General features: G+C 68.4%; 20 protein-coding genes and 1 pseudogene. 1 reads left to right on the top strand and 20 read right to left on the bottom strand.

Going from position 1 to position 21727, the window contains the following annotated elements; translation table 11 throughout:
- Positions 1-148: 148 nt before the first annotated feature.
- The 20 genes and pseudogenes from x551_RS02840 to cadR all read right to left on the bottom strand — a co-directional run bounded on the left by x551_RS02840 (position 149) and on the right by cadR (position 19327).
- The gene (locus x551_RS02840) at positions 149-1204 is read right to left on the bottom strand and encodes a DMT family transporter (RefSeq protein ID WP_036229813.1); all 1056 of its coding nucleotides are present in this window, start codon (positions 1202-1204) and stop codon (positions 149-151) included.
- 107 nt (positions 1205-1311) lie between these two features.
- Positions 1312-2727: an HAD-IC family P-type ATPase gene (locus x551_RS26350; protein WP_216701294.1), complete on the bottom strand. Its 1416-nt coding sequence runs from the start codon at positions 2725-2727 to the stop codon at positions 1312-1314.
- Positions 2652-3842 (bottom strand): HAD-IC family P-type ATPase, encoded by a 1191-nt coding sequence (locus x551_RS26345; RefSeq protein ID WP_197028724.1) that lies wholly within the window; start codon positions 3840-3842, stop codon positions 2652-2654. The genes x551_RS26350 and x551_RS26345 overlap by 76 nt, the downstream gene beginning before the upstream one ends.
- 30 nt (positions 3843-3872) lie before the next feature.
- Positions 3873-5114: a TolC family protein gene (locus x551_RS02825; RefSeq protein WP_036229811.1), complete on the bottom strand. Its 1242-nt coding sequence runs from the start codon at positions 5112-5114 to the stop codon at positions 3873-3875.
- Positions 5111-5413 carry a DUF3240 family protein gene (locus tag x551_RS02820; RefSeq protein WP_036229809.1) on the bottom strand — a complete coding sequence of 101 codons (303 nt, stop codon included), beginning with the start codon at positions 5411-5413 and terminating at the stop codon, positions 5111-5113. The genes x551_RS02825 and x551_RS02820 overlap by 4 nt, the downstream gene beginning before the upstream one ends.
- Positions 5406-8519: a CusA/CzcA family heavy metal efflux RND transporter gene (locus x551_RS02815; RefSeq protein WP_036229807.1), complete on the bottom strand. Its 3114-nt coding sequence runs from the start codon at positions 8517-8519 to the stop codon at positions 5406-5408. Before x551_RS02815 ends, x551_RS02820 begins: the two co-directional genes overlap by 8 nt.
- 40 nt (positions 8520-8559) lie before the next feature.
- Positions 8560-8730, bottom strand: coding sequence for a hypothetical protein (locus x551_RS25730; RefSeq protein WP_155935781.1), 171 nt, complete (start codon positions 8728-8730; stop codon positions 8560-8562).
- Positions 8688-9689, bottom strand: coding sequence for an efflux RND transporter periplasmic adaptor subunit (locus tag x551_RS02810; RefSeq protein ID WP_051495541.1), 1002 nt, complete (start codon positions 9687-9689; stop codon positions 8688-8690). Before x551_RS02810 ends, x551_RS25730 begins: the two co-directional genes overlap by 43 nt.
- 79 nt (positions 9690-9768) lie before the next feature.
- Positions 9769-10182 carry a hypothetical protein gene (locus x551_RS02805; RefSeq protein WP_152543383.1) on the bottom strand — a complete coding sequence of 138 codons (414 nt, stop codon included), beginning with the start codon at positions 10180-10182 and terminating at the stop codon, positions 9769-9771.
- A gap of 86 nt (positions 10183-10268) precedes the next feature.
- On the bottom strand, positions 10269-10547 hold the full coding sequence (locus x551_RS02800) for a metal-sensing transcriptional repressor (RefSeq protein ID WP_036247475.1): 279 nt from the start codon (positions 10545-10547) through the stop codon (positions 10269-10271).
- A 126-nt stretch (positions 10548-10673) separates the two neighbouring features.
- Positions 10674-11048, bottom strand: a complete 375-nt coding sequence (locus x551_RS02795) for a hypothetical protein (RefSeq protein WP_173402791.1) — start codon at positions 11046-11048, stop codon at positions 10674-10676.
- 65 nt (positions 11049-11113) lie between these two features.
- Positions 11114-14260 carry an efflux RND transporter permease subunit gene (locus tag x551_RS02790; RefSeq protein ID WP_036229805.1) on the bottom strand — a complete coding sequence of 1049 codons (3147 nt, stop codon included), beginning with the start codon at positions 14258-14260 and terminating at the stop codon, positions 11114-11116.
- Between the two features lie 15 nt (positions 14261-14275).
- On the bottom strand, positions 14276-15397 hold the full coding sequence (locus x551_RS02785) for an HlyD family efflux transporter periplasmic adaptor subunit (RefSeq protein ID WP_036229803.1): 1122 nt from the start codon (positions 15395-15397) through the stop codon (positions 14276-14278).
- 38 nt (positions 15398-15435) lie between these two features.
- Positions 15436-16104 (bottom strand): hypothetical protein, encoded by a 669-nt coding sequence (locus tag x551_RS02780; RefSeq protein WP_051495540.1) that lies wholly within the window; start codon positions 16102-16104, stop codon positions 15436-15438.
- A complete protein-coding gene (locus x551_RS26800; RefSeq protein ID WP_253950280.1) occupies positions 16101-16460 on the bottom strand; it encodes a TolC family protein in 360 nt (119 codons plus the stop codon). Before x551_RS26800 ends, x551_RS02780 begins: the two co-directional genes overlap by 4 nt.
- Positions 16376-17041 carry a TolC family protein gene (locus x551_RS26795; protein ID WP_253950281.1) on the bottom strand — a complete coding sequence of 222 codons (666 nt, stop codon included), beginning with the start codon at positions 17039-17041 and terminating at the stop codon, positions 16376-16378. The genes x551_RS26800 and x551_RS26795 overlap by 85 nt, the downstream gene beginning before the upstream one ends.
- A 78-nt stretch (positions 17042-17119) precedes the next feature.
- Positions 17120-17374: pseudogene (locus x551_RS26790) on the bottom strand (TolC family protein); the annotation flags it as partial.
- Between the two features lie 135 nt (positions 17375-17509).
- Positions 17510-17863 carry a hypothetical protein gene (locus x551_RS02770; protein WP_036229800.1) on the bottom strand — a complete coding sequence of 118 codons (354 nt, stop codon included), beginning with the start codon at positions 17861-17863 and terminating at the stop codon, positions 17510-17512.
- A gap of 457 nt (positions 17864-18320) precedes the next feature.
- Positions 18321-18665: a CzcE family metal-binding protein gene (locus x551_RS02765; RefSeq protein WP_051495539.1), complete on the bottom strand. Its 345-nt coding sequence runs from the start codon at positions 18663-18665 to the stop codon at positions 18321-18323.
- A 218-nt stretch (positions 18666-18883) separates the two neighbouring features.
- The gene (gene cadR / locus x551_RS02760; RefSeq protein ID WP_036229797.1) at positions 18884-19327 is read right to left on the bottom strand and encodes a Cd(II)/Pb(II)-responsive transcriptional regulator; all 444 of its coding nucleotides are present in this window, start codon (positions 19325-19327) and stop codon (positions 18884-18886) included.
- A 257-nt stretch (positions 19328-19584) separates the two neighbouring features.
- On the opposite strand from cadR, the gene x551_RS02755 reads away from it, so the two are divergent.
- Positions 19585-21723, top strand: coding sequence for a heavy metal translocating P-type ATPase (locus x551_RS02755; RefSeq protein ID WP_036229796.1), 2139 nt, complete (start codon positions 19585-19587; stop codon positions 21721-21723).
- Positions 21724-21727: the final 4 nt, after the last annotated feature.

Here is a 21727-nt window from a genome sequence, read left to right as displayed (position 1 = left end):
CGCTGTCGGGTAGCTCAATGGGTGAGCCTGCTACTCGGTAGGCTGAGTCATCTTGCTGGTCAGGTGGGCGCTTCGCATCGATCGCGAGAAGACCTTCTAGAGCCTCGTCGGCAAGCAGCTTCACCGCGATCGAGCAGCCCGACTCGGTTCAATGCCGATGCGCGTGATGCGCATCCGGCACGTGGGGATGGGCGTGCCGCGCCGGCTCGTGCCAATGCCGGTGACTGTGCTCGCCGACCGGCGTCACGTCGTGCACATGGTCGTGATGCCCGTCGTCGTGGCGGTGGGCGTGTTCGTGCTCCAGCGCCTCGTGCTCGTGTTCGTGGCCGTGTGACTCGGCCAGGTGCAGCACCACGCCAACCAGCATCAGAACGCTGCCCAGCACCATCAGTCCGCTCGCCGAACGGTCGCCCAGCGCCACCGCGAACGCCGCGCCGATGAAGGGCGCGAACGCGAACACCGAACCCGTGCGAGCGGCGCCAAAGGCGCGCTGTGCCAGCAGGTAGAACCGCAGGCTCAGGCCGTAACCGGTGGCGCCGATGGCGAACAACGCCAGCGCGGCGATCGCCGAAGGCAGCGGCTCGCCAAAGACCAATGCCAGCGCACCCGTGGCTGTCGCCCCTAGCAGCGACTTGGCCATTACCACCTGTCCGGGGTCGCGTTCCGCGAGTGCGCGCGACAGCGTGTTGTCCACGCCCCAGGCCGCGGTGGCCAGCAGCACGGCCAGCAGGCCCCACAGCTGCGCGCCGCCCGTGCGTCCCTGTTCCAGCACCAGCACCATCCCGCCTGCCAGCAGCAGGGCCATCGCCGTCCAGACGCGGCCGTCCATGGTCTCGCGGTACAGACGCCATGCCAGCACGGCGGTGAAGAGGGCTTCGAGCGTGAGCATCAGTGACGCACTCGTGCCGCTCGTGTTCTGCAGGCCCCAGGCCAGCGCGACCGGGCCGATGGCGGCGCCGAACGCGGCCATCGCCAGCAGGCGGGCCAGATCGCTTCGCTGCAGCCGCGCTTCGCGTTCGATGCGCTGGCGCGACAACAGGCCGACGGCAGCGGCCCCGGCGTAGAGCAGTGCCGCCGTGCTGAATGCCCCGAGCCCGACACCGAACTGCTGCACCAGCGGCGTGCTGACGCCGAACAGTGCTGCGGCCAGCAGGGCAAGCAGCCCACCCCTGAGGGCGGGCAAGGTGGTTGACATTCGGTTCATGGCTTGAACATCATCAGGCAGGACAGCTTGTGCGGTCTCACGCCGGGACCGCCGGGCTACGGCTCAGATGACGTGCTCGATGGCGGTGTGTTGTTTTCGGACCGAGTTCAGCGAACCGTCACGTCGGCGACGAGACGGGATTTCAGGGCGCGTTCGCGGATCGATGCCTCGGGTTCAGCGGCCCACTCGTAGGAACTCTTCCAGGACCAGACGGTGCCGTCGATCCTCACGAAACGCACGTCACCCGCCTTGCCCTCCACGGTGATGGACTGGCGCTTGCCCTCGAACTCGAAGGCGATCACATGCGCGCCGGGCTTGAACTTCAGGCGGATCATCGTGTTGGGCAGGGTTTCGACACCCGGACCACCATCCGAATAGACCTTCACGAAGTTGCGGCCGTCGGCCCAGTTGCGGCGCACCACAAACACCGTCAAGGCGCTGGGATCGGGGGCGAAGCGTTTTGCGTCGGCATCCGCATTCAGACTGGGGACTGGCGCGCTGGTGCACGCGATGGTCCTGCCTTTGTTGGTCTTGTAGCAGTGCGGGATTTCGGCCGCCGGATTTGGCGGCGGCGGAGTGGCGCAGCCAGCCAGCAGCGCGGCGCCCGCGACGAGAGCGAACAGGTGGGGACGAATCGACTTCATGAAGGTGTCTCCGAGCTTGGAAATGAAAGAGATCAGCGCTTGAGAGGTGGTTTGCCGCGGCTCACGTGCACCCGGGATACGCACCCGCAGCAGCTTCACCGAGTTGACGAAAACCAGCACATCGGGTCCGAGGTGGATGATCGCGGCCTCGATCGGCCCGATCCAACCCATCAGTGCGGCGGCAATGCCCAGCACATGCACCACGCCCACGCCGACGAACAGGTTCTCCTGAACCGTGCGGTAGGCGCGGCGGGCGATGGCGCGGGCGGCCCCGATCTTGGCCAGGTCGTCGGTCATCAGTGCCACATCGGCGGCCTCCAGCGCCGCCTGCGTGCCGCCACCGCCCATGGCGATGCCGACGTCGGCCCGCGCCAGCGCCGGCGCGTCGTTGATGCCGTCGCCGACCATGGCCACGCGGTGGCCCTGCTTCTGCAATTCGGCGATGACACCCACCTTGCCCTCGGGCAGCAGCTCGGCGTGCACTTCGTCGATGCCCAGTTGCTGAGCGACCGCGTGCGCAGTAGCGGCGTTGTCGCCGGTGAGCATCACCGTGCGCTTGACGCCGGTGGCCTTCAACGCCACCAGCGCCTCGCGCGCCCCCGGGCGCACCGCGTCCGCGATGTACACGATGCCGGCAAAGCGGCCGTCCACGGCCACGTGCACCGGCGTGCTGCTGCCGATGCCCGCGGCGTCCGCCGCTGCCGTGGCCCCCGTGGCCAGCGTGGATGAAGGCAGCGCGACGCCGGCCTCGCTCAGCAGCGCCGGATTGCCGACCAGTACCGCACGGCCTTCCACCGTCGCCTTCACCCCGCGCGCCTGGATCTGTTCGTACTGCTGCGGCTCGGGCACCTCGATGCCGAGTGCCGCCGCATGCGCCATGACGCTTGCGCCAGCGGGTGCGCCGAGCGCCGGTCGGCAGCGGCAGCCAGCCGCATCAGCTGGCGTTCGTCGATGGCGGCGTCCTGCGTCGAGACGCTCACCACGGCAGGCCGGTTGGCGGTCAGCGTGCCGGTCTTGTCGAATACCACCACGTCGACCTTGGCCAGCAGTTCCAGGTACAGCCCGCCCTTGATGAGGATGCCATTGCGCGCCGCGCGTGCCACCGCAGCGATCATCACCAGCGGCGTGGCCAATCCGAGTTCGGCCGGCGAGGTGAAGATCAGCAGCGTGACGACGGTCCGGATGTCGCGCGTGACCAGCCAGACCCCCACCAGGAACACGAGCACCACCGGGATCAACCAGGCAGCGACGCGGTCGGCCAGTTTCTGTACCGGCGCCTGATGCGCCTCGGCGTCTTCGACGAGGGTGATGATGCGTGCGAACATCGTGTCGGCGCCGAGCTTGTCGGTGCGCACGTCGAGCGCGCCGCTGGCCAGCACCGTGCCGGCGAAGACGGTCGAGCCGGTCTGCTTGTCCTTGGGCAGGCTCTCGCCCGTGATCGAGGCTTCGTTGACCGCGCCCTGGCCGCTGAGCACGCTGCCGTCGACAGGCACCTTTTCTCCCGCGCGCACCAGCACCACGTCGCCCACACGCAGCTCCGCTACCGGCACGCTGCGTTCGCCGACCTCGCCATCTTTGCCGCGCACCAGCGCGACCTGCGGTACCGAACCGATCAGCGACTTGATCGAGGCGCGCGCGCGGTCCGTGTTGAGCTCGGCGATGAACTCAGCGATCAGGATGATGACCATCAGCACCGCACCGGCCACCGTCTCACCGCCAAGCATCGCCACCAGCGTGGCGATGGTGACGAAGATCTCGGTGCCGATCTTGCGTTCGCGCACCAGATCGAGCAGGCCGGTCTTCACCAGCGGATACAGGCCAATGGCCACGGCCGCCCAAAGTACTTCGATGGGCACGGCCTGCCGCCAATACAGCAAGGCGGCGAGGCCGGTGAGCAGGATGCGACCGACTTCGATCCAGCGCTCGCGCGTCATCAGCGCGCCCCAGCCCGATTCAGCGGCGGCAGGTCGGGCGGGGGCGGGCGTCGCGGTCATGCGCGGGCTTTCGCAGCGGGACGTCGGCTATCAGTCATTGGCGTGATTCCAGATCAGGTGGGCGTCGATCAGCAGGCGATAGTTCCAGCGCAGCGCGTCGGCGCGCGCTTCGCCGGCGGCGCGCAACGCCTCCAGCGACTGGCGGCGCACGAGCAGCAGCGACTGCAGGTCCACCTCGCCCAGGGTGTAGGCGCGCTGGGTCAGGCGCGCGCTCTCGCGTGCCGCCTCGGCGCCGCGTTCAGCGATGCGCCAGCGCTCGAGGCCGCCCACGGCGTCGGCATGCGTCTCGGCGATCTCGATCTCGATGCCCTGGCGCGCGCGGTCCAGCGCCGCGCGTGCGACTTCGGCCTCTTGCAGTGACTGCTGCAGGCGTCGCTCACGCACCGTCCCGCCGAACGGGATGCTGACGCTGATGCCGATCACCCGCTCGTTGCGAAAGGCCTCGCTGGATGTGAACACGCCCACAGTCGGGTCCGGCACCTTGTCGGCGCGGGTCCGCGACGCGGTGAGCTCGGCTCGGCGCACCAGCCCTTCGGCCGTTTTCAGCGGGTCGGCCTCGGCGACGATGCGCTCGCGCCAGCGGGCCTCCGGCCACATCGGCTCGGCCGGGTCGGAGAGTGCGGCAGGCGCCAGCGTGGCCTCGGGGAAGCGCAGCTTCAGCTTCGCACCTGCCTTGGCCAAGGTGGAGTCGGCCTGGCTGGCCTGGCGCCGCACCTCGGCCAGGTCGGACTGCGCAATGCTGAGGTCCAGCGCGGATGCATCGCCCGCGCGCTTGCGCTTGTCGACCGCAGCCAGGTTGGTCTCGGCAAACGAGAGCTGCTCCTTCAGCAGCGCCTGCGCGCTGTGGGCCTCCAGCCAGTTCAGCCACAGGTCGGACAGCGCGCGTGCCGCCTCGTGCCGTGCCTCGCTGACGCGGGCGCGTGCGATCTCGATGTCGACTTCGCCCAGTTGGCGGTCGAGCCCGGCCTTGCCGCCGATGCGGATGCCACGCTCCACGCCCACCGACCACTCGGTGGTGTTGCCGACGCCGCCCACGTTGCGCCGCTGCGTGCTGGCATTGGCCGTCCATTCATGGGGCCCGGCTGCCAGAACGGCTGCGCCGTGGCCAGCTGCATCCAATGCGCGCCGCGCCTCGACGACGGCCGGGTCCTTGTCGATCCAGGCCTGTGCCTGCACCGTCGGTGGCAGGTCCTTGGGCGTCGCCACCTCCTGCGCCGCGGCCAGGCCAGCGATCAGCAGTGCACCGATCCCCGCCAGTACAAATCGCTTCATGTGAACTCCCCGTCAAAGGCCAGCGGTGTGGCCCAGTAGCGCACGCCCGTGCCGGCGAAGTCGCGTTGCAGCAACTGGCGCAGTTGCCCGAGCTCATCGTTTGTCAGCAGCACATTGACCTGCATCGCACGGCTGCGGCCCATCACCTGTTCGGTGGCGCTGAGCCGCTGCTGTCCACTGCCGTGGCTGTGGGTGGGCGTGCTGGTGAAGACTTCGCTGCCGGCGTTGGCCAGCAGCACATCGAGCAGCTTCTCCTCAACCGTAGGAGGGCATATCAGGGTCAGGCAAAAGTCAGCCATGGGCGGCCTCCTGCGGAAAGGTGCGACTCAGGACGGCGTCGGCACGTGGATGGGCAAAGCGCAGGTACAGGATGGGCAGCAGGATCAGCGTCAGCGCTGTCGCGGTGATCAGGCCGCCGATGACGACGATGGCCAGCGGGCGCTGGATCTCCGAACCCGGCCCGGTGGCAAACAGCAGCGGGATCAGGCCGAAGGCCGTGATCGACGCCGTCATCAGCACCGGGCGCAGGCGCCTTCGTGCGCCCTGCGTCACGCTGGTGAACAGGTCGTGCCCTTCGGCATACAACTGGTTGAAGTAGCTCACCAGCACCACGCCGTTGAGCACCGCGATGCCCAGCAGGGCGATGAAACCCACCGAGGCCGGAACCGACAGGTACTCGCCGGTCACCCACAGCGCCACGATGCCACCCACCAGCGCAAACGGGATGTTGCTGAGAACCAGCAGCGCCTGCCGCACCGAGCCGAAGGTGGAGAACAGGATCAGGAAGATGAAGCCGATGGCCAGCGGCACCACCAGCGCCAGGCGTGCTGCTGCGCGCTGCTGGTTCTCGAACTGACCCCCCCAGCTGATCCGATAGCCGGTGGGCAGCTTCACTTCGGCCGCCACCTTGGCCTTGGCTTCATCGACAAAGCCCACCAGGTCGCGCCCGGTGACGTTGGCGATGACCACGCTGTAGCGGCTGCCCATCTCGCGGTCGATCTTCACCGGGCCGCTCTCGCGCGTCAGCTTAGCCAGGGTCTCCAGCGGGACGCTCTGCCCGTCGGGTGTGGCGATGCGCAGCGCGGCGAACTCGGCCGGCGAGACCTTCACGATGTCCGGCCCGCGGATAACGATGGGGATGCGCTGGTTGCCGTCGATCACGGTGCCGGCGCGCTGGCCCTCGATCTGCACCCGCAGCGCGTCCTGCACGTCTTCGATCGACAGACCGTAGCGGCCCGCTGCCAGGCGGTCCACCACCACGCGCAGGTACTGCACGCCGTCGTTCTCGACCGTGTAGACGTCCTGGTTGCCCGTCACCGTCTTCATCAGGCCTTCGATCTGCGCGGCCAGTTCGTTGAGCTTCGCCAGATCGGGGCCGAAGATCTTGATCGCCAGGTCGCCACGAACGCCGATGATCATTTCCGACACCCGCATGTCGATCGGCTGTGTGAAGCTGTAGCTGATGCCGGGCATCTGGTCGAGCACCTCGCGGATGCGGTCGATCAGCGCGTCCTTGCTCGCCATGCTCCACTCGGGGCGTGGCTTCAGCACCAGGAAGGTGTCGGTCTGGTTCAGGCCCATCGGATCCAGGCCGATCTCGTCCGAGCCCGCGCGCGCCACCACGCCGGTGATCTCGGGGATGTTCTTCATCAGCGTCTGGTGGACCATCAGGTCCAGCGCTGCGGTTTCCTCCAGACTCACCGAGGGCAGTTTCTCGATGCCGACGATGATGTCGCCCTCGTCCATCTCGGGCAGGAAGGTCTTGCCGACCTGGGTGTAGACACCCGCGGCCAGCACCAGCAGGGCACCTGCTGCGACGAAGACCACCGTCTGCCGCTTCAGCGCCCAGGCCAGCACCGGCTCGTACAGGCGAAGCAGCTGCCGTGGCAGCCAGGGCTCGTCGTGCGACACCTTCTTCAGCAGGAACGACGCCAGCACCGGGATCACCGTCAGCGACAGCACGAGCGAGCTCGCCAGCGCGAACACGATAGTCAGCGCCACCGGCACGAAGTACTTGCCCTCCAGGCCCTGCAAGGTCAGCAGCGGCAGGAACACGGTGACGATGATCAGCACGCCCGCGGCCACGGGCACTGCTACCTCGCGCACAGCGCGCAGCACGATGTGCAGGCGCGGCAGCTTGCCGCCGGCAGTCTCGCGGCTCAGGTGCTGAACGATGTTCTCGACCACGACGATGGCCGCGTCCACCAGCATGCCCAGCGCAATGGCCAGGCCCCCCAGGCTCATCAGGTTGGCCGACATGCCGTAGCCCTGCATCAGGATGAAGGTGCCCAGCGCCGCCAGCGGCAGCACCACGGCCACCGCCACGGCGGCGCGCAGGTTGCCGAGAAATGCCCCCAGCAGCACCAGCACGATCAGCGTCGCCTCCAGCAAGGCCTTGGAGACCGTGCCCACGGCCTTCTCGACGAGCGAGGCGCGGTCGTAGAAGACCTTCAGGGTCACTCCCGCCGGCAGCGTGGGCTGCAGCTCGGCGATCTTGGCCTTCACGCCATTGACCACCTGCTGCGCGTTGGCGCCCGCCAGGCCCAGCACCAGGCCCTGCACGGCCTCACCCTTGCCGTCCATGGTGACCACGCCGTAGCGCGTGGTGCTGCCGTCGCGCACGACGGCCACGTCGCCCAGGCGCACGGCCGTGCCATCCTTGCGCGCCACGACGACCGCACGCAGGTCGTCCTGCGTCTTGATGCTGCCCTCGGTGCGCACCAGCAGCACCTCACCGCCTTCGCCCAGGCGCCCCGCGCCGTCGTTGCGGTTGTTGGCCTCGATGGCCGTCTTGATCTGCGCCATGCTCAGGCCCAGCGCCTGAAGCTTGGCGGGGTCGGGCAGGACCTCGAAGCTGTGCACCTTGCCGCCCAGCGCGTTGACGTCGGCCACGCCGGGCACGGCGCGCAGCGCGGGGCGGATGACCCAGTCGAGCAGGCTGCGCCGCTCTTCCAGCGTCAACTGCGGCGCCTCGATCGTGAACATGAACATCTCGCCCAGCGGGGTGGTGATGGGCGCGATGCCGCCGGTGATGCCCGAGGGCAGGTCGCCGACGATGTTGTTCAGCCGCTCGGCCACCTGCTGGCGCGCCCAGTAGAGGTCAGTGCCGTCCTGGAAGTCGATGGTCACGTCGACCAGGCCGTACTTGGTCACCGAACGCAGGATGCGCTGCTTCGGAATGCCCAGCATCTCAACCTCGATCGGCACCGCGATGCGGCTTTCGATCTCCTCGGGTGTCATGCCCGGGGCCTTCATGATGATCTTCACCTGCGTGCTCGACACATCGGGGAAGGCGTCGATGGGCAGCGAGCGGAAGGCGTACCAGCCGAAGCCGGCCAGCAGCACGGCAGCCAGCAAGACGAACAGGCGCTGCGTGAGCGCAAATTGCACGAGGCGGTTCAGCATGGCCGGGCTCCGGTCATGTGCAGCGGGTTGCGGCTGGGGTTCACTTGTCACCCCCGCTCTTGCCCTGCCATGCCGCCTTCAGCGCGATGACCGATGCGGTCGCCACTTCCTGGCCCGGCTTCAGGTCGCCTGCCACCTGCACCGAGGCGCCGGCACTGGACACCACGCTCACTGGCCGGGCGACGAAGCCCTTGTCCGTACGCACGAACACGAAAGCCTGGTCATCCTGCCGCGCCACCGCCGCCAGCGGCAGCGCCCAGCCCGCGGCGTTGGCGGCGAACGGCACCTGGCTTGCACCACTTCACCGGGACGCAGCCGTTCGGCGCCGCGGGTGACGCGCGCGCGCAGCGTCACGGTCTGGCTGTCGCTGACCACGGCGCCGACCGACAGCGGCATCGCCACGGCGTCGCGGCCGACAATCTGGATCGTCGCGGCCTTGGCCAACGTGGCCGGCTGGCGGTCAGCCGGCATCGCGATGTCGAGCCAGAGCGTCTGCAGGCTGGCCAGGCGCAACAGTGCGTCGGCCTCCTGCACCCGCTGGCCGGGCTTGATATCGATGCCCAGCACTACCCCGGCTGCACGGGCACGCACCACCACGCCGTCCTGCACCGTACCGCCGGCGGCGATGCGCTGGATGGAAGCGGCGTCGATGCCGGCCAGGCGCAGGGCGGCCTCGGCCTGGCGCTGGCGCGCCGCATCGTCCTGTGCTGCAGCTTCGGCTTCCTGCACACGGCGCTCGGGGATGATGCCCTCGGCCAGCAGCGACTTCTCGCGCTGCAGCGTCTTCTGCGACAGCCGCGCCCGGCTGGCGGCCTCGAGCAGCTTGAGCTGCATCTCGCCGAATTGCGGGCTGTTCAGCCGGAGCAGCGGCTGCCCGGCTTTCACGGCCTGCTGTTCACCGACCAGCAACTGGTCGACCACGCCGGCCACCGGCGCACTGACCACCTGTTCCTGCCCCGGGGGAAGCATCACCTTGGCCGCGTAGGCCATGCCGGCGATGGCGCCGGGTTGGTCGAGCTTGAGCAGCGTGACGCCAAGCGTCTTCAACTGCGCTGCCGAGACGGCGAACTCGGCGTTGGGTTCAGCTGCCGGGGCCGGCACCAACCAGGCGCTCAGGGACAGGCAGACAGCGACGCGCAAGGCGCCGCCGGGACGAAAGATGGCAGGCATAGGAACTCCACGGACAGAAGGCCTCGCTCCCGGGCAGGAACGGGTTGGCAGGTGCGGCGCCAGGGCGCCGCAGCGGTCTTCAGGCGTGGAGGGGCGGCGCCCTGCCGTTGGGCGGCAGGCTTCGGAAGGCACTGGAACCGGCCCGGTGCCGATCTGGTGGCCAGATGGCGGCCGCAGCAACCGAAAGCGGCCGCTGGGCCGTCACGGACCAGAACGGCGTGGCGGCGGCTTCATCCGATGACGGCACATCGGCCATGGCCTGGACCTGGCCGCGCAGCGCCGAGATTGAATGCGAGAACTCCGGCGCGTCGTGATCCGCTGGCGTGGCGGCGTGCACCTTGTCTGGGCTGTGCAGTTCGTTCCGATGCCCTGCGGAAGCCGAGAGCGCTCCGCCTATCGACCACTCTCCGTCGTGGCGATGGCCGTGAAGTGGCGATGCGATCAGATCCACGGCCAGCACCGCCACCAGCAGCCAGCTCAGCACCAGGCGCACGATGCCACCTGCGTCGCGTGGACGCTGGTGCAACGGGTGCGAGGCTCTGGATGTCATTGAAGGCACAGGTCTGGGAGTTGGAGGGCTCAGAGGTACTTGGTGATCGCCTTGAATTCGCTGAGTGCCTGCCGCGTCGACTTGGCAGGTTCGCCGACGGCGTGGTCGAGGCAATGATCGATGTGGTCGTGAATCAACTGCTTCTTCGCCGCCGCGATGGCACGCTCGACTGCGTGCAACTGCTGCGCCACATCCAGGCAGGGCCGATCGTCCGTCAGCATCGTGATCACGTTCTGAAGGTGGCCGCTGGCACGCTTGAGCCGCTTGGTCACCGCGTCGTGCGAGGCGTGGAGGTCAGTTTCAGACATGCCCACATCCTATCATCTCCTTATCCCTCCCGGGGATAGGATGTGAAGCCATGGAGTGGCGGTCAGCAGCACCAGGGTGCGGCCACCGGCATCCGATGGCATCGCCGGCCACTGCTGCATCGGAACTCAGCGCACGGTGAACCGCACCGTGATCGCCTTCGCGCTGGGTGTCACCAGTGCGGCAACCACCTTGGCACCCTTGGCCAGCTTGAGGCCCTTGGCTTCGAGCTTGTCGCCTGCGACCACCAGGTCGGCTTCCGACTTCTCGGTGCCATTCAGCACCGTCAGCTTGCCCTTGATGCCCGTGGGGGCCATCGGCTTGCCGTGGTCCTCGACGTAGATCACGGCACCATCGGGCGCCCCCACCAGCTCGAACGACAGGTCGCTGGCGGTTGCCACCACGCCGCCGTGCTTGGCCGGGCCGCCGCCATGCGCGAAGGCGGCATTGAACGACAGCGCCGACAGGCCCAGCACGACCACGGTCAACAGTTTCTTCATCATCTCTTCGATCTCCTTCGAGGGTGCGGCGCACTGGAGCAGGCGGCGCCGCCGGGCCTGGTTTCAACTCAATAGGCTTCCTGGGCTTCTGGCGCGCCGTCCGGTGATTCGGGCTCGGACTGGGTCAGCCGTTTCGTGGCCTTCTCGCCGAACAGCCAGAACAGCACCGGCGTCAGCAGCGTGTCGAGCAGCGTCGAGCTGACCAGCCCGCCGAAGATCACCACCGCCACCGGATGCAGGATCTCCTTGCCCGGGGCATCGGCCGCCAGCAGCAGCGGCGTCAGCGCGAAGGCCGCCACCAGCGCCGTCATCAGCACTGGCGTCAGCCGCTCCAGCGAGCCGCGCACGATCATGGCCTGGCTGAAGCTCTCACCCTCGAACTTGACGAGGTTGATGTAGTGGCTGATCTTCAGGATGCCGTTGCGCGTGGCGATGCCGGCCAGCGTGATGAAGCCCACCATGGATGCCACCGACAGGCTCACACCCGCGATCCACATCGCCGTCACCGAACCGATCAGCGCGAGCGGGATGTTGGCCATGACGATGCCGGCCAGAACCACCGACTGGTATCGGCTGTACAGCACCAGGAACATCATCGCCAGCGACACGACCGACAGGCCGGCGATCAGGCGCGTGGCCTGCTCCTGGGCCTGGAACTGCCCTTCGAGACTGATGAAGTTGCCCGGTGGCAAGGGCGTCTTCTTGATGATCTCCCGGATGTCCGCGATCACCCGCCCCATGTCACCGCCGTCGGTGTTGGCGTAGACGATGATGCGGCGCCGGCCGTTCTCGCGGCCGATTTGGTTCGGGCCATCGGTCTCTTCCACGGTCGCGATGCTGGACACCGGGATGCGCCCGGCAGGGGTGTCGATCAGCGTGCGCGCCAGATCCTGCGGGCTGCGCTGCTGGTCGGGCAGGCGCAGCACCAGCTCGTAGCGGCGCGGGCCGTCGACGATGTCGGCACCGTGTGCGCCATCGGTCAGCGCTTGCAGCACACGGATGGCCTCGCCGGGTGACAGGCCCATCTGCGCCGCCTTGCGGTGGTCCAGACGCACGGTGATCTGCGGGATCAGCACTTGCTTCTCGACGGTCAGGTCGACCAGGCCCGGCACCGTCGCCAGCTTGCCGCGCATCTCTTCGGCCAGGCCGCGCAGCGTGTCGGTGTCGTCGCCGAAGATCTTCACCGCGATCTGCGCCCGCACCCCCGACAGCAGGTGGTCCAGCCGGTGGCTGATGGGCTGGCCGATCGTGGCCTGTCCCGGCAGCGACGAGAGCCGCTCGCGGATGTCGGCCATGATGGTCTCGCGGTCGCGCTCGCTGCGCTTGAGGTCCACGTCGATCTCGGCCGAGTGCACGCCTTCGGCGTGTTCGTCGAGCTCGGCGCGGCCAGTGCGGCGGCCGACCTGCGTGACCTCGGGCACCTGTCGGATCAGCGTCTCGGCCACCGCGCCGATCCGGTTGGCCTCGACCAGCGAGGTGCCTGGCTGCATCACCAGGCCCAGCACCAGCGAGCCCTCGTTGAAGGCCGGCAGGAAGGCGCGCGGGAAGAAGGGCACCGTCGCCGCGGCACCGGCCACCGCGAGCACGGCCAGGCCGATGAGCAGCTTCGCTCGGCTGAAGGACCAGGTGAGCAGCCGGGTGTCCTGGCGCTTGAGCCAGGCCACCAGCGGGCTGTCGCCATGGTCCAGGCGCTTCATCGTCGGCAGCAGGTAGTAGCACATCACCGGCGTGACCGTCATCGAGACCAGCATCGACGCGAGGATGGACACGATATAGGCGATGCCAAGCGGCGTGAACAGGCGCCCCTCGATACCTGGCAGCGCGAACAGCGGCACGAAGACCAGCACCACGATCACGGTCGCGTAGACGATGCCCGAGCGCACCTCGACGCTGGCGCGTCGCACCACTTCCAGGACCGACAACGGGTTCGCAGCCAGTCGGTTCTGCTTCAAGCGCCGCAGGATGTTCTCGACATCCACCACCGCGTCATCGACCAGCTCGCCGATGGCGATGGCAAGTCCCCCGAGGGTCATCACGTTGATCGACTGGCCCAGCCACTGGAACACCAGCGCCGTGACCGCCAGCGACAGCGGGATCGCCACCAGCGAGATGACCGTCGTGCGCACCGAAAGCAGGAAGGCGAACAGGACGATGGCGACCATGATGGCGCCGTCGCGCAGTGCCTCGGCGACGTTTCCGATCGAGGCCTTGATGAAGTCGGCCTGGCGGAACAGCACACGCGGCTCTGCCATGCCCTTGGGCAGGCCCTGCTTCAGCTCGGTGAGTGCCGACTCGATCTGCGCGGTGAGCTTGACCGTGTCAGCATCGGGCTGCTTCTGGATGCTGATCACGACGGCCGGGAGGCCGTTGTAGCCGGCATCGCCGCGCTTCAGCCCCGCCGCGAAGGACACCGTGGCCACCTGCTCCATCAGGATCGCGCGGCCGTCCTTCCAGGCCACCGCGACGCCGCCCAAGTCCTCGGCGCGGTTCGTACGGCCCAGGTGGCGGATCAGGTACTCGCGGCTGTTGAGGTCGATGAAGCCGCCGCCGGCATTGGCGGCATAGCCCTTCAGCGCCTGCTCGACCTGCGTCAGCGAAACGCCGAACTGCGCCATGCGCGCCGTGTCGGGCGCCACACGCAGCGTGCGCACCTCGCCGCCGATGGGGATGACCTGCGACACGCCCGGGATCGAGAGCAGCCGCGGGCGCAGCACGAAGTCGGCGTACTCCCGGGCCTGCATGGGCGTGGCCACGGGTGCCTTCCCATCACCCGGGACCAGGGGCAGTGCGACGAGCATCACCTCGCCCATGATCGACGACACCGGCCCCATCACCGGCGTGATGTCGCCGGGCATTTGCGCACGCACGATGGCCAGCCGCTCGGCCACCAGCTGGCGGTTGCGGTAGATGTCGGTGCCCCAGTCGAACTCGGCATAGACCAGCGAAAGGCCCACCCCGGAGGTGCTTCGAACGCGGGTCACGCCCGGCATGCCGTTGAGCGCGGTCTCCAGCGGGAAGGTGACGAGCTGCTCGACTTCCTCCGGCGCCATGCCGCCGGCCTCCGTCAGCACGGTGATCAGCGGCTTGTTGAGGTCGGGGAAGACGTCGACCGGCGTGCGCCAGGCCGTTATTGCCCCGTAGACCATCAACAGCACCGCGACGGCCAGCACGAACAGGCGGTTGTGCAGGCTGTAGCGAACGATCCAGTTGAACATGAGGGTCGCTCCCGTTCAGCGGATCTGCGCGATCAGCGGCGCGCCCTGGACGACGACGCGGTTGTCCGCGCTCAGCCCCTGAGTCACCACCACCGTGCCAGCATCCAGCGGCCTGAACTGCACCGGCTGCGGGATGAAGCGCTCGGCACCCGACTTGATCCAGACGATGGGCTCGTTGGACGGGTTGCGCACCACGGCCTGCGCCGGCAGCACCACGCCCTTGATGCGCTCCGTCGATTGCGCGACGACGGTGACCGGCTGGCCGATGGCCAGGGGAAGGGCTGCGCCCGATTTCGCGGCACTCACTGCGAAGGTGATCGGCAACACGCCGTCGCGCAGCGAGCGCGACGCGCCCAGCAGGCGCAAGCTCACTTCCGGCACACCCTGCAGCGAAGCACCCGCCACGCGGGCGGCCACCTTGGCGTCGGCGGTGGTGGCCTCCACCAGCATGCGTGCCGGGTCCACCACCTCAAACAGCACGTCGCGCGACTCGACGACCTGGCCCACCACCAGGTCGGCACGGGCAATCACGCCGCTCACCGGTGCGGTGAGCGCTTCTCGCGCCACCAGGCTGCCACTGATGCTGCGCTCGCGCTCGGCCAGGCTCCTGGCGTCCGTGCGCGCAGCGTCGATCTCCTTGCGCGGCACCGTGCCTTCCAGCCCTTCGAGGCGCTTCAAGCGCTGCTCGGCCAGTTCACGCTGCGCCCTCAGTTCGGCGACCTGGGCCTGTTGCGTGCCCAACGCATAGGGCTCGGCGTGATGGCGCACATACGCCAGCACCTCGCCGCGCTTCACCGACTGGCCAGCGACGGGCAGCCCCTTGGGGCCGGCCTCGATGCGCCCGCCATGCGCGGCTTGAACACGCCCACTGGCGTTCGGGTCCATCACCACCCGGCCAGGCATCTCGACCGAGGCTGCGGCTTCGGACTCGGGTGCCAGCACGGTGCGGATGGCCATGCGCCGCTGGGCGATCTTGGGCACGTTGACGCTGCCATCGGGCAGGCGCGCCAGGCCAGAGGCGTTGACGGCCGCGCCAGGGGCGTCGAGGTGTTCGCCGTTGGGGCCGTGGGCGCCGGGGGCGGCAAGCGTTGGCGAAGCGCAGAGCACGCTCGCAGCCAGCGCCGTGGCGCTGGCCATGGCCCGCAGCCAGGGTCGAGTCGATTCCAGCCGCGTCATCACAGGCCTCCCTGCATCTTGCCGGCGTCGCGGCGCCGCTGCCGCCACCAGGCGATGCCGCCGATCAGGCCCAGGGCTGCAACACCCGCGCCGATCCAGGCGGCGCGCTCCAGTTCGTGGTCGTGTCCATGGCCGTGGTCGTCGTTGCCGTGGGCGTGCCCGTGGTCGTCCTTCGCCGCTGCGGTGGCCACGCGCCCCGCGGAGCTCATCAGCGTTCCGTCGAGCAGGTCGCTGTCGCTGCCGGCCACGAGCGTGAAGACGAGGCCGTGCTCGCCCGGCGCCGCCAGCGCCTTCAACAGCGCCGCGTCGGTGACGGCGTAGTCGCCTTGCTCCGCACGGAACGCAGCCACCGCCTTGAGCGTGCCGCTCTCGACTTCGAGCTTCGCGCCCAGCACGGGCTCGTTGGACTCGTAGCGGTCGACCACGATGGCCAGTTCGCTGGCGCGCAGTTCGGCGACCAGTTCGAAGGTTTCCGACTTGGCTTCGACACGCGGCAGGGCCGATGCCGCGCGCATGGTGGTCGGGCCGTCGAGGTGTTCGCCATTGGGGCCGTGGGCGCCAGGGGCGGCAAGGGCGGGCGCATTGGCGACAAGCAGCAATGCGGCCAGGGCCATGACGGAAAGCGCGCGCAGTGGCATCGGAGTGCGGATTTGGAGGTGGTTGTTCATGGGAGGAGTCCGAGGGCTTGTTGGAGGCGGGCGCGGGCGAGGCCCAGTGCGGCGGTCTGGCGGGCGACGGCGCTGTCGGCCTGCGATGCGGCAGCGAGCGCACGCAGCTGGTCGGGCAGCGGCGTCTCGCCGGCACGGAAGGACTTGTCGATCAGGCTGGCGCGTTCGCGCAGCAGGCGGGCACGGGCGGTCTCGGCGTCGAGATGAGCCTCAGCCGATCGCTGCGCATCGCGTGCGGCGGCAATGTCGCTGTCGAGGCGTTCGCGCAGTCTCAGCTCGTGGGTCTCGGCCACGTCCAGCTCGGCCAGTGCAGCCGCTTCCAGCGGCCGGTTGCGGTCGTCGGTGCCGAAGGGCAGGCGCAGTCCGACGACCAGGCTGCCTTGGGAGCTTTCGGCGCGGCCGGGCACGTCCTGGCGTACGCCACAGTCAGTTCGGGGGCGTCGCGCCGCGAATGGCGCATGAGTTCCACGCGCTTGCGTGCCAGTTCGGTGGACTGGCTGGCGAGTTGCAGCTCCAGGTGCGATGCGGCCGGACGAGGGGCCCCTTCGAGGGCCTCGACGGACACATCGGGCGTTGCAGCCAGCCCCGTGTGCAGAGTCCAGCGCGCACGCGCGGCCTGCAGGCGCTGGCTCACGTCGGACTGAAGCGCGGACGCCGCCAGCAACTCGGCCTGGGCGGCCAGTAAGTCGGCCCGCGCCAGATCGCCAGCACGCACGCGGCGCTCCACGTCGGCGGCGAGCTGCTTCAGTGCCTGGATCTGTATCTCGGCCTGGGCCGCCTCGGCCTGCAACGCGGCGAGTTGCCACGCCGCTTCACGCAATTCGCCCACCAGGCGCAGGCGGGCTACCTGCTCTGCAGCAAGTGCCTGTGCTGCCGCAGCGTCCGCGGTTCCCGCGCGGGCCGCCTTCTGGCCGGGCAGCCAAAGAGGAACGGCCACACTGATTTCGGTCTCGCGCCGGCCCGCGTTGCTTTGCAGGCGGTCGTTTCGGTGGCTCAGTTCCAGTGATGGAGGCGCGGCCCAGAAGCTGCCTGCGGCGGTTCGGTCGGCCTCTGCACGACGGCGCTGACCCTGGCTTTCGCGGGCGGCGACGGCGCGTTGCCACGCGGCGTCCAGGGCGGCGCGAAGCGTGATGCTGCCGGCAGTTTCATAGGCCGGGGACGGTAGGGCGGCCGGGGGGCTACCCGGAGATGCGGCAGGCTGGGCCCCGACGGCCCCGCCGGCCAGACCGCCCGCGATGATGCCGGCAGACAGCCAAATGGAAAGTCTCACAATGCTCCTGACGATTCAACAGCCGGGGCCGGCCGTACGCATAGTTCAAGTCACGCCAGGGCGGACAAATGCTTGCGTGGGGAACCGGTCCGGCGGGCCGGGCGTCCATGGGTGGACGCCCGCCGTGAAGGCGGGTCAGGAGCGGGGCCGAGGCGGCCGGAGTAGGCCGTCGAGGGTGGGGTCGGGCACGACGCTCTCGTGCAGTCCGCCGGGAGCGGCCGAACCAATGTGAGGGAAGTGGTGCGACGCCGTAACCGTGAATGCCGCTGTCGCGCTCAAGTGATCGCTGAGCACGTGCTGTGCCGAAGCGTTCGAATCGTCCAGGTGGTAGGACCCATCCTCATGATGATGGTGACCTTCTTCCTGCCAATGGAGCGAAGCATGTTCCATGTCGGCAAGGGCGTTCATCGTCGAGCCGGCGCGTGCCACGGCCACCGTTTGCCAGAGCATGGCGAACAGCATGACGAGAAGAACGGCGGAGCGGCGCATGGAAGTGAGAGTTTAACGAAGCACGTTGCGACCTGCGGGGACAGCGGGTTTCGAGTCTTGGTGGTTCAGAATTTCTTCACGACGCCCTTCGCCCTTGACCGCCGACGCCACGTGAAGAAGTTCGCGACCTGGCACCCGTCGGTTCGAAGGGGCTTACTGGGCCAGCTACTCCATTTGCAGACCCGAAGTCGTTATGCGATCGTCTGGCCTCCGAAGGGCGCCGATGCCCTTCGCGCTAACGACTAGGCCTACGAGTTCGATCTCGCATTGGAGCAGGCGCGGTTCGCGTGCCCGTTGAACGGTCGCCCTCGAATTTCATTGCGTGCAGGGCGGCCGCGCGCGGCCTCGGCCGTGGCCGCAAGCACCGCCTCTGGCGGCGTGCCCACTGGCATCGAGAAGACGATGTTGAAGGCCTCCCGCCTCGGACTGTCGTCGTCGATGTACGCGCCAGCGCGCACTATCTGCGATTGGCCGGGTTCAGACCGACATAAACCACGAGCGGCTTGGTGGGGAAGCCTGCCGGGGCGATCTTGGTGACATCGACCGCACGACGGTCGAGCCCATTGAAAGTCCAGGTGAACAGCTGACCCCCGCTGCGAAAAGTCACCGACTCCCCATAGGCGACGTTGATCCTGCTGGCTGATCCCAGATCGACCGCCCGCGTGGCGGCCTGCGGCGAGGTCGGTTGGCCATAGTAGGACTGCCCGTTGGCAAACGTATCTGCGCCGGCGGCGAGGCTGGCAAGCGGTGCGGCGGCCACGCCGCACAGGGCGATGGCGGCGAAGAGTCGGGTTTTCTGCATGACTTGTCCTTGTCTGATGTTTCCCGGCCATGCCGCTGCATGGCTGGCAATGCCGCTGGTGGCATCAGCAAGGACTCTAGAAACCGGTGACCAACAGACCTGGGACCGGCAGATGACAGATGCGTCATGTTCGGGCTTCATGCCGCTCTGGCCGTCATGGCCATGGCAGTCAGAGCGCCGGCGTGGCGTCGGAGGTTCAGGCGTCGTTGCCCGCGAGGTCAGTGCGATCCACGTATGTGCCGGTGGGTTGCTGCCTTGGGGCCTTGGGCAGCGACACTGTCCAGCTGATTCAGGATGCCGCACTCGTCGAGCGAGTGCGGCGAACTGCAGCGTGCCCGCAGTGCCTTCAGATCCTTTTCCAGCGCGCGCAACTCGCGGATGCGTTGCGCAACATGCCCGATGTGCTCGTCCAGCAGCTGGTTGACTTCGCCGCAGTCCTCAGGCGGCGCATCTCGCAAGCGCAGCAGAGAGCGGATCTCGTCCAGCGCCATGTCCAGATTACGGCAATGGCGGATGAAAGCCAGCCGCTCGGCATGCGCCGCGGTGTACATGCGGTAGTTGTTGTCGCTGCGTTGTGCCGCTGGAATCAGGCCTTCGCGCTCGTAGAAGCGGATGGTTTCGACGGGCGTGCCGGTGGCTTCAGCCAAGTTTCCGATGCGCATGGTGTCCCCTCGATGTCGAATAGGGCTTGACCTTACACCGACTTCAGGGTTTTCAATGCAGTCTGCCGATTGAAGGATGCCACCGTGAACCGTTCCGAAAACCCCGTTGCACCCGTCGCAGTACCCCCGACAGGGCTCCTCCGTCAGTGGATAGCCTTGCCCCCTGCGGCGCTTGCGAAGTGCCCGCTGCGCCTGCCGCAACTGCCGCCGCAGTGCCACCGCCGGGTGCGGGCTGGGCACGCTTTAGGGTGCCGACGATGGACTGCGCAGCGGAGGAGTCAGAGATTCGGCGCGCCGTTGAGGGCATCAGCGGGATTCGGGCGCTGACCTTCCAGCTCGGGCAGCGCAGCCTGGCGCTCGATGCACCGGGGCCAGCGCTGGAACTGGCCGTGGCGGCCATCCGCAAGGCAGGTTTCGATCCGCAGCCGCTGGCCGAGGGCAAGCCCGGCGCCGCACCCGAACACGCGGCCGATGATGGGCACGATCACGGGCAGGACCACGCCTTTGGGCCGGTAGGCTACGGGCGCCTGGGGATGGCGTTGCTGCTCGCGATTGCCGCCGAGCTGGTGGGCTACTTCGCGCCGGACACGCAAATCTGGAAAGGCATCGGCCTCGCGGTGGCCGCCGCTGCCATCTGGCTGGCAGGCTTCGATGTCTACAAGAAGGGGCTGACTGCGCTGTTGCGCGGGCGGCTGAACATCAACGCGCTGATGACCGTGGCTGTCACGGGCGCCTTCGCCATCGGTCAATGGCCCGAAGCCGCCATGGTCATGGCCCTCTACGCCATCGCCGAAGCCATCGAAGCGCGCGCGGTGGACCGCGCCCGCAATGCGATCAAGGGCCTGCTGGAGATGGCGCCCGAAGAAGCCGCTGTGCGCCAGGCCGACGGCACCTGGTTGACGCAGCCGGTGGCGAGCGTGGCGCTCGACGCGGTGCTGCAGGTGCGGCCGGGCGAGCGGGTGCCCATGGACGGTGTCCTGACCGCCGGCAGCACCAGCATCAACCAGGCACCCGTCACGGGCGAGAGCATCCCGGTGGACAAGGCCGTGGGCGACCCGGTGTTTGCCGGCACCATCAACGACACCGGCAGCTTCGAGTTCCGTGTCACGGCACTGGCCTCGAACTCGACCCTGGCACGCATCATCCACGCCGTGGAAGAAGCCCAGGGCACGCGCGCGCCCACCCAGGGCTTCGTGGACCGCTTCGCTGCGGTCTACACCCCGGCCGTCTTCGTCGTTGCACTGGCGGTGGCCCTGCTGGGGCCCTGGCTGCTGGACTGGACGTGGATGCAATCCATCTACAAAGCGCTCGTGCTGCTGGTCATCGCCTGCCCCTGCGCGCTGGTGATCTCGACGCCGGTGACCATCGTCAGCGGCCTGGCGGCCGCGGCCCGGCGCGGCATCCTGATCAAGGGCGGTGTGTACCTGGAAGGCGCCCGCAATCTCAAGGCCATCGCGCTCGACAAGACCGGGACGATCACCGAAGGCAAGCCGAAGCTGGTGGAGTGGAAGGTGCTGGACACGGCCATGGCGGCCGGCATGGACGCGGCCACGGCCGAACACACGGCGGCAGTGCTGGCAGGCCACTCCGACCACCCGGTGTCACGCGCGATTGCGGCTGGGCTCAAATCCAACAGCGTGCAAGCCAAGGACTTCAAGGCCATCGCCGGCCGCGGCGTGCAGGCGGAAATCGGCGGCAAACTCTGGGTGCTGGGCAATCACAAGCTGATCGAAGAGCGTGGCCAGTGTTCGCCCGCGCTCGAGGCCGTGCTGCGCACGCACGAAGAGGCCGGCCGCACGGTCAGCCTGCTGGCGTCCGACACCGGCCCGGTGGCTCTCTTTGCGGTGGCCGACACCATCAAGCCTTCATCGCGCGAGGCGGTTGCCGAGCTGAAGGCCCTGGGCATCACCCCCGTGATGCTGACTGGCGACAACCAGGCCACCGCCACGGCCATCGCGCACGAGGCGGGCATCGCCGAGGCGCGGGGAAACCTGCTGCCGGAAGACAAGCTAGCTGCCATCAAGGCGCTGCAGGCCGAGCACGGCATGACGGCGATGACTGGCGACGGCATCAACGACGCGCCGGCGCTGGCCCAGTCCGACATAGGAGTGGCCATGGGTGCAGCCGGCACCGACACCGCGATGGAAGCAGCCGACGTGGTGGTGATGAATGACGACCTGCGACGCATCGCCGAGACGGTGCGTCTGTCGAAATTCACGCATGCGGTGCTGTGGCAGAACATCGCGCTCGCCCTGGGAATCAAGGCGGTGTTCCTGGTGCTGGCGGTGTTTGGCAACGCCTCGATGTGGATGGCGGTGTTCGCCGACATGGGCGCCAGCCTGCTGGTGGTGGTCAACGGGCTGCGCCTGCTGAAGGCCGGCGTGCAGAGCCGGTGAGCCT

The organism is Methylibium sp. T29 (genome assembly GCF_000576205.1).
GTDB lineage: Bacteria > Pseudomonadota > Gammaproteobacteria > Burkholderiales > Burkholderiaceae_C > Methylibium > Methylibium petroleiphilum.
The sequence above is the reverse complement of the archived record's forward strand: the minus strand, read 5'-3'. Positions and strand labels throughout refer to the sequence as shown.

Excerpts from the sequence above, each read along its gene's own strand:
- x551_RS02840 (WP_036229813.1), bottom strand. The coding sequence starts at position 1,204 with ATGAACCGAATGTCAACCACCTTGCCCGCCCTCAGGGGTGGGCTGCTT.
- x551_RS26350 (WP_216701294.1), bottom strand. The coding sequence starts at position 2,727 with ATGGCGCATGCGGCGGCACTCGGCATCGAGGTGCCCGAGCCGCAGCAG.
- x551_RS26345 (WP_197028724.1), bottom strand. The coding sequence starts at position 3,842 with ATGACCGCGACGCCCGCCCCCGCCCGACCTGCCGCCGCTGAATCGGGC.
- x551_RS02825 (WP_036229811.1), bottom strand. The coding sequence starts at position 5,114 with ATGAAGCGATTTGTACTGGCGGGGATCGGTGCACTGCTGATCGCTGGC.
- x551_RS02820 (WP_036229809.1), bottom strand. The coding sequence starts at position 5,413 with ATGGCTGACTTTTGCCTGACCCTGATATGCCCTCCTACGGTTGAGGAG.
- x551_RS02815 (WP_036229807.1), bottom strand. The coding sequence starts at position 8,519 with ATGCTGAACCGCCTCGTGCAATTTGCGCTCACGCAGCGCCTGTTCGTC.
- x551_RS02810 (WP_051495541.1), bottom strand. The coding sequence starts at position 9,689 with ATGCCTGCCATCTTTCGTCCCGGCGGCGCCTTGCGCGTCGCTGTCTGC.
- x551_RS02800 (WP_036247475.1), bottom strand. The coding sequence starts at position 10,547 with ATGTCTGAAACTGACCTCCACGCCTCGCACGACGCGGTGACCAAGCGG.
- x551_RS02795 (WP_173402791.1), bottom strand. The coding sequence starts at position 11,048 with ATGATGAAGAAACTGTTGACCGTGGTCGTGCTGGGCCTGTCGGCGCTG.
- x551_RS02790 (WP_036229805.1), bottom strand. The coding sequence starts at position 14,260 with ATGTTCAACTGGATCGTTCGCTACAGCCTGCACAACCGCCTGTTCGTG.
- x551_RS02785 (WP_036229803.1), bottom strand. The coding sequence starts at position 15,397 with ATGGCCAGCGCCACGGCGCTGGCTGCGAGCGTGCTCTGCGCTTCGCCA.
- x551_RS02780 (WP_051495540.1), bottom strand. The coding sequence starts at position 16,104 with ATGAACAACCACCTCCAAATCCGCACTCCGATGCCACTGCGCGCGCTT.
- x551_RS02770 (WP_036229800.1), bottom strand. The coding sequence starts at position 17,863 with ATGCGCCGCTCCGCCGTTCTTCTCGTCATGCTGTTCGCCATGCTCTGG.
- x551_RS02765 (WP_051495539.1), bottom strand. The coding sequence starts at position 18,665 with ATGCAGAAAACCCGACTCTTCGCCGCCATCGCCCTGTGCGGCGTGGCC.
- cadR (WP_036229797.1), bottom strand. The coding sequence starts at position 19,327 with ATGCGCATCGGAAACTTGGCTGAAGCCACCGGCACGCCCGTCGAAACC.
- x551_RS02755 (WP_036229796.1), top strand. The coding sequence starts at position 19,585 with ATGGACTGCGCAGCGGAGGAGTCAGAGATTCGGCGCGCCGTTGAGGGC.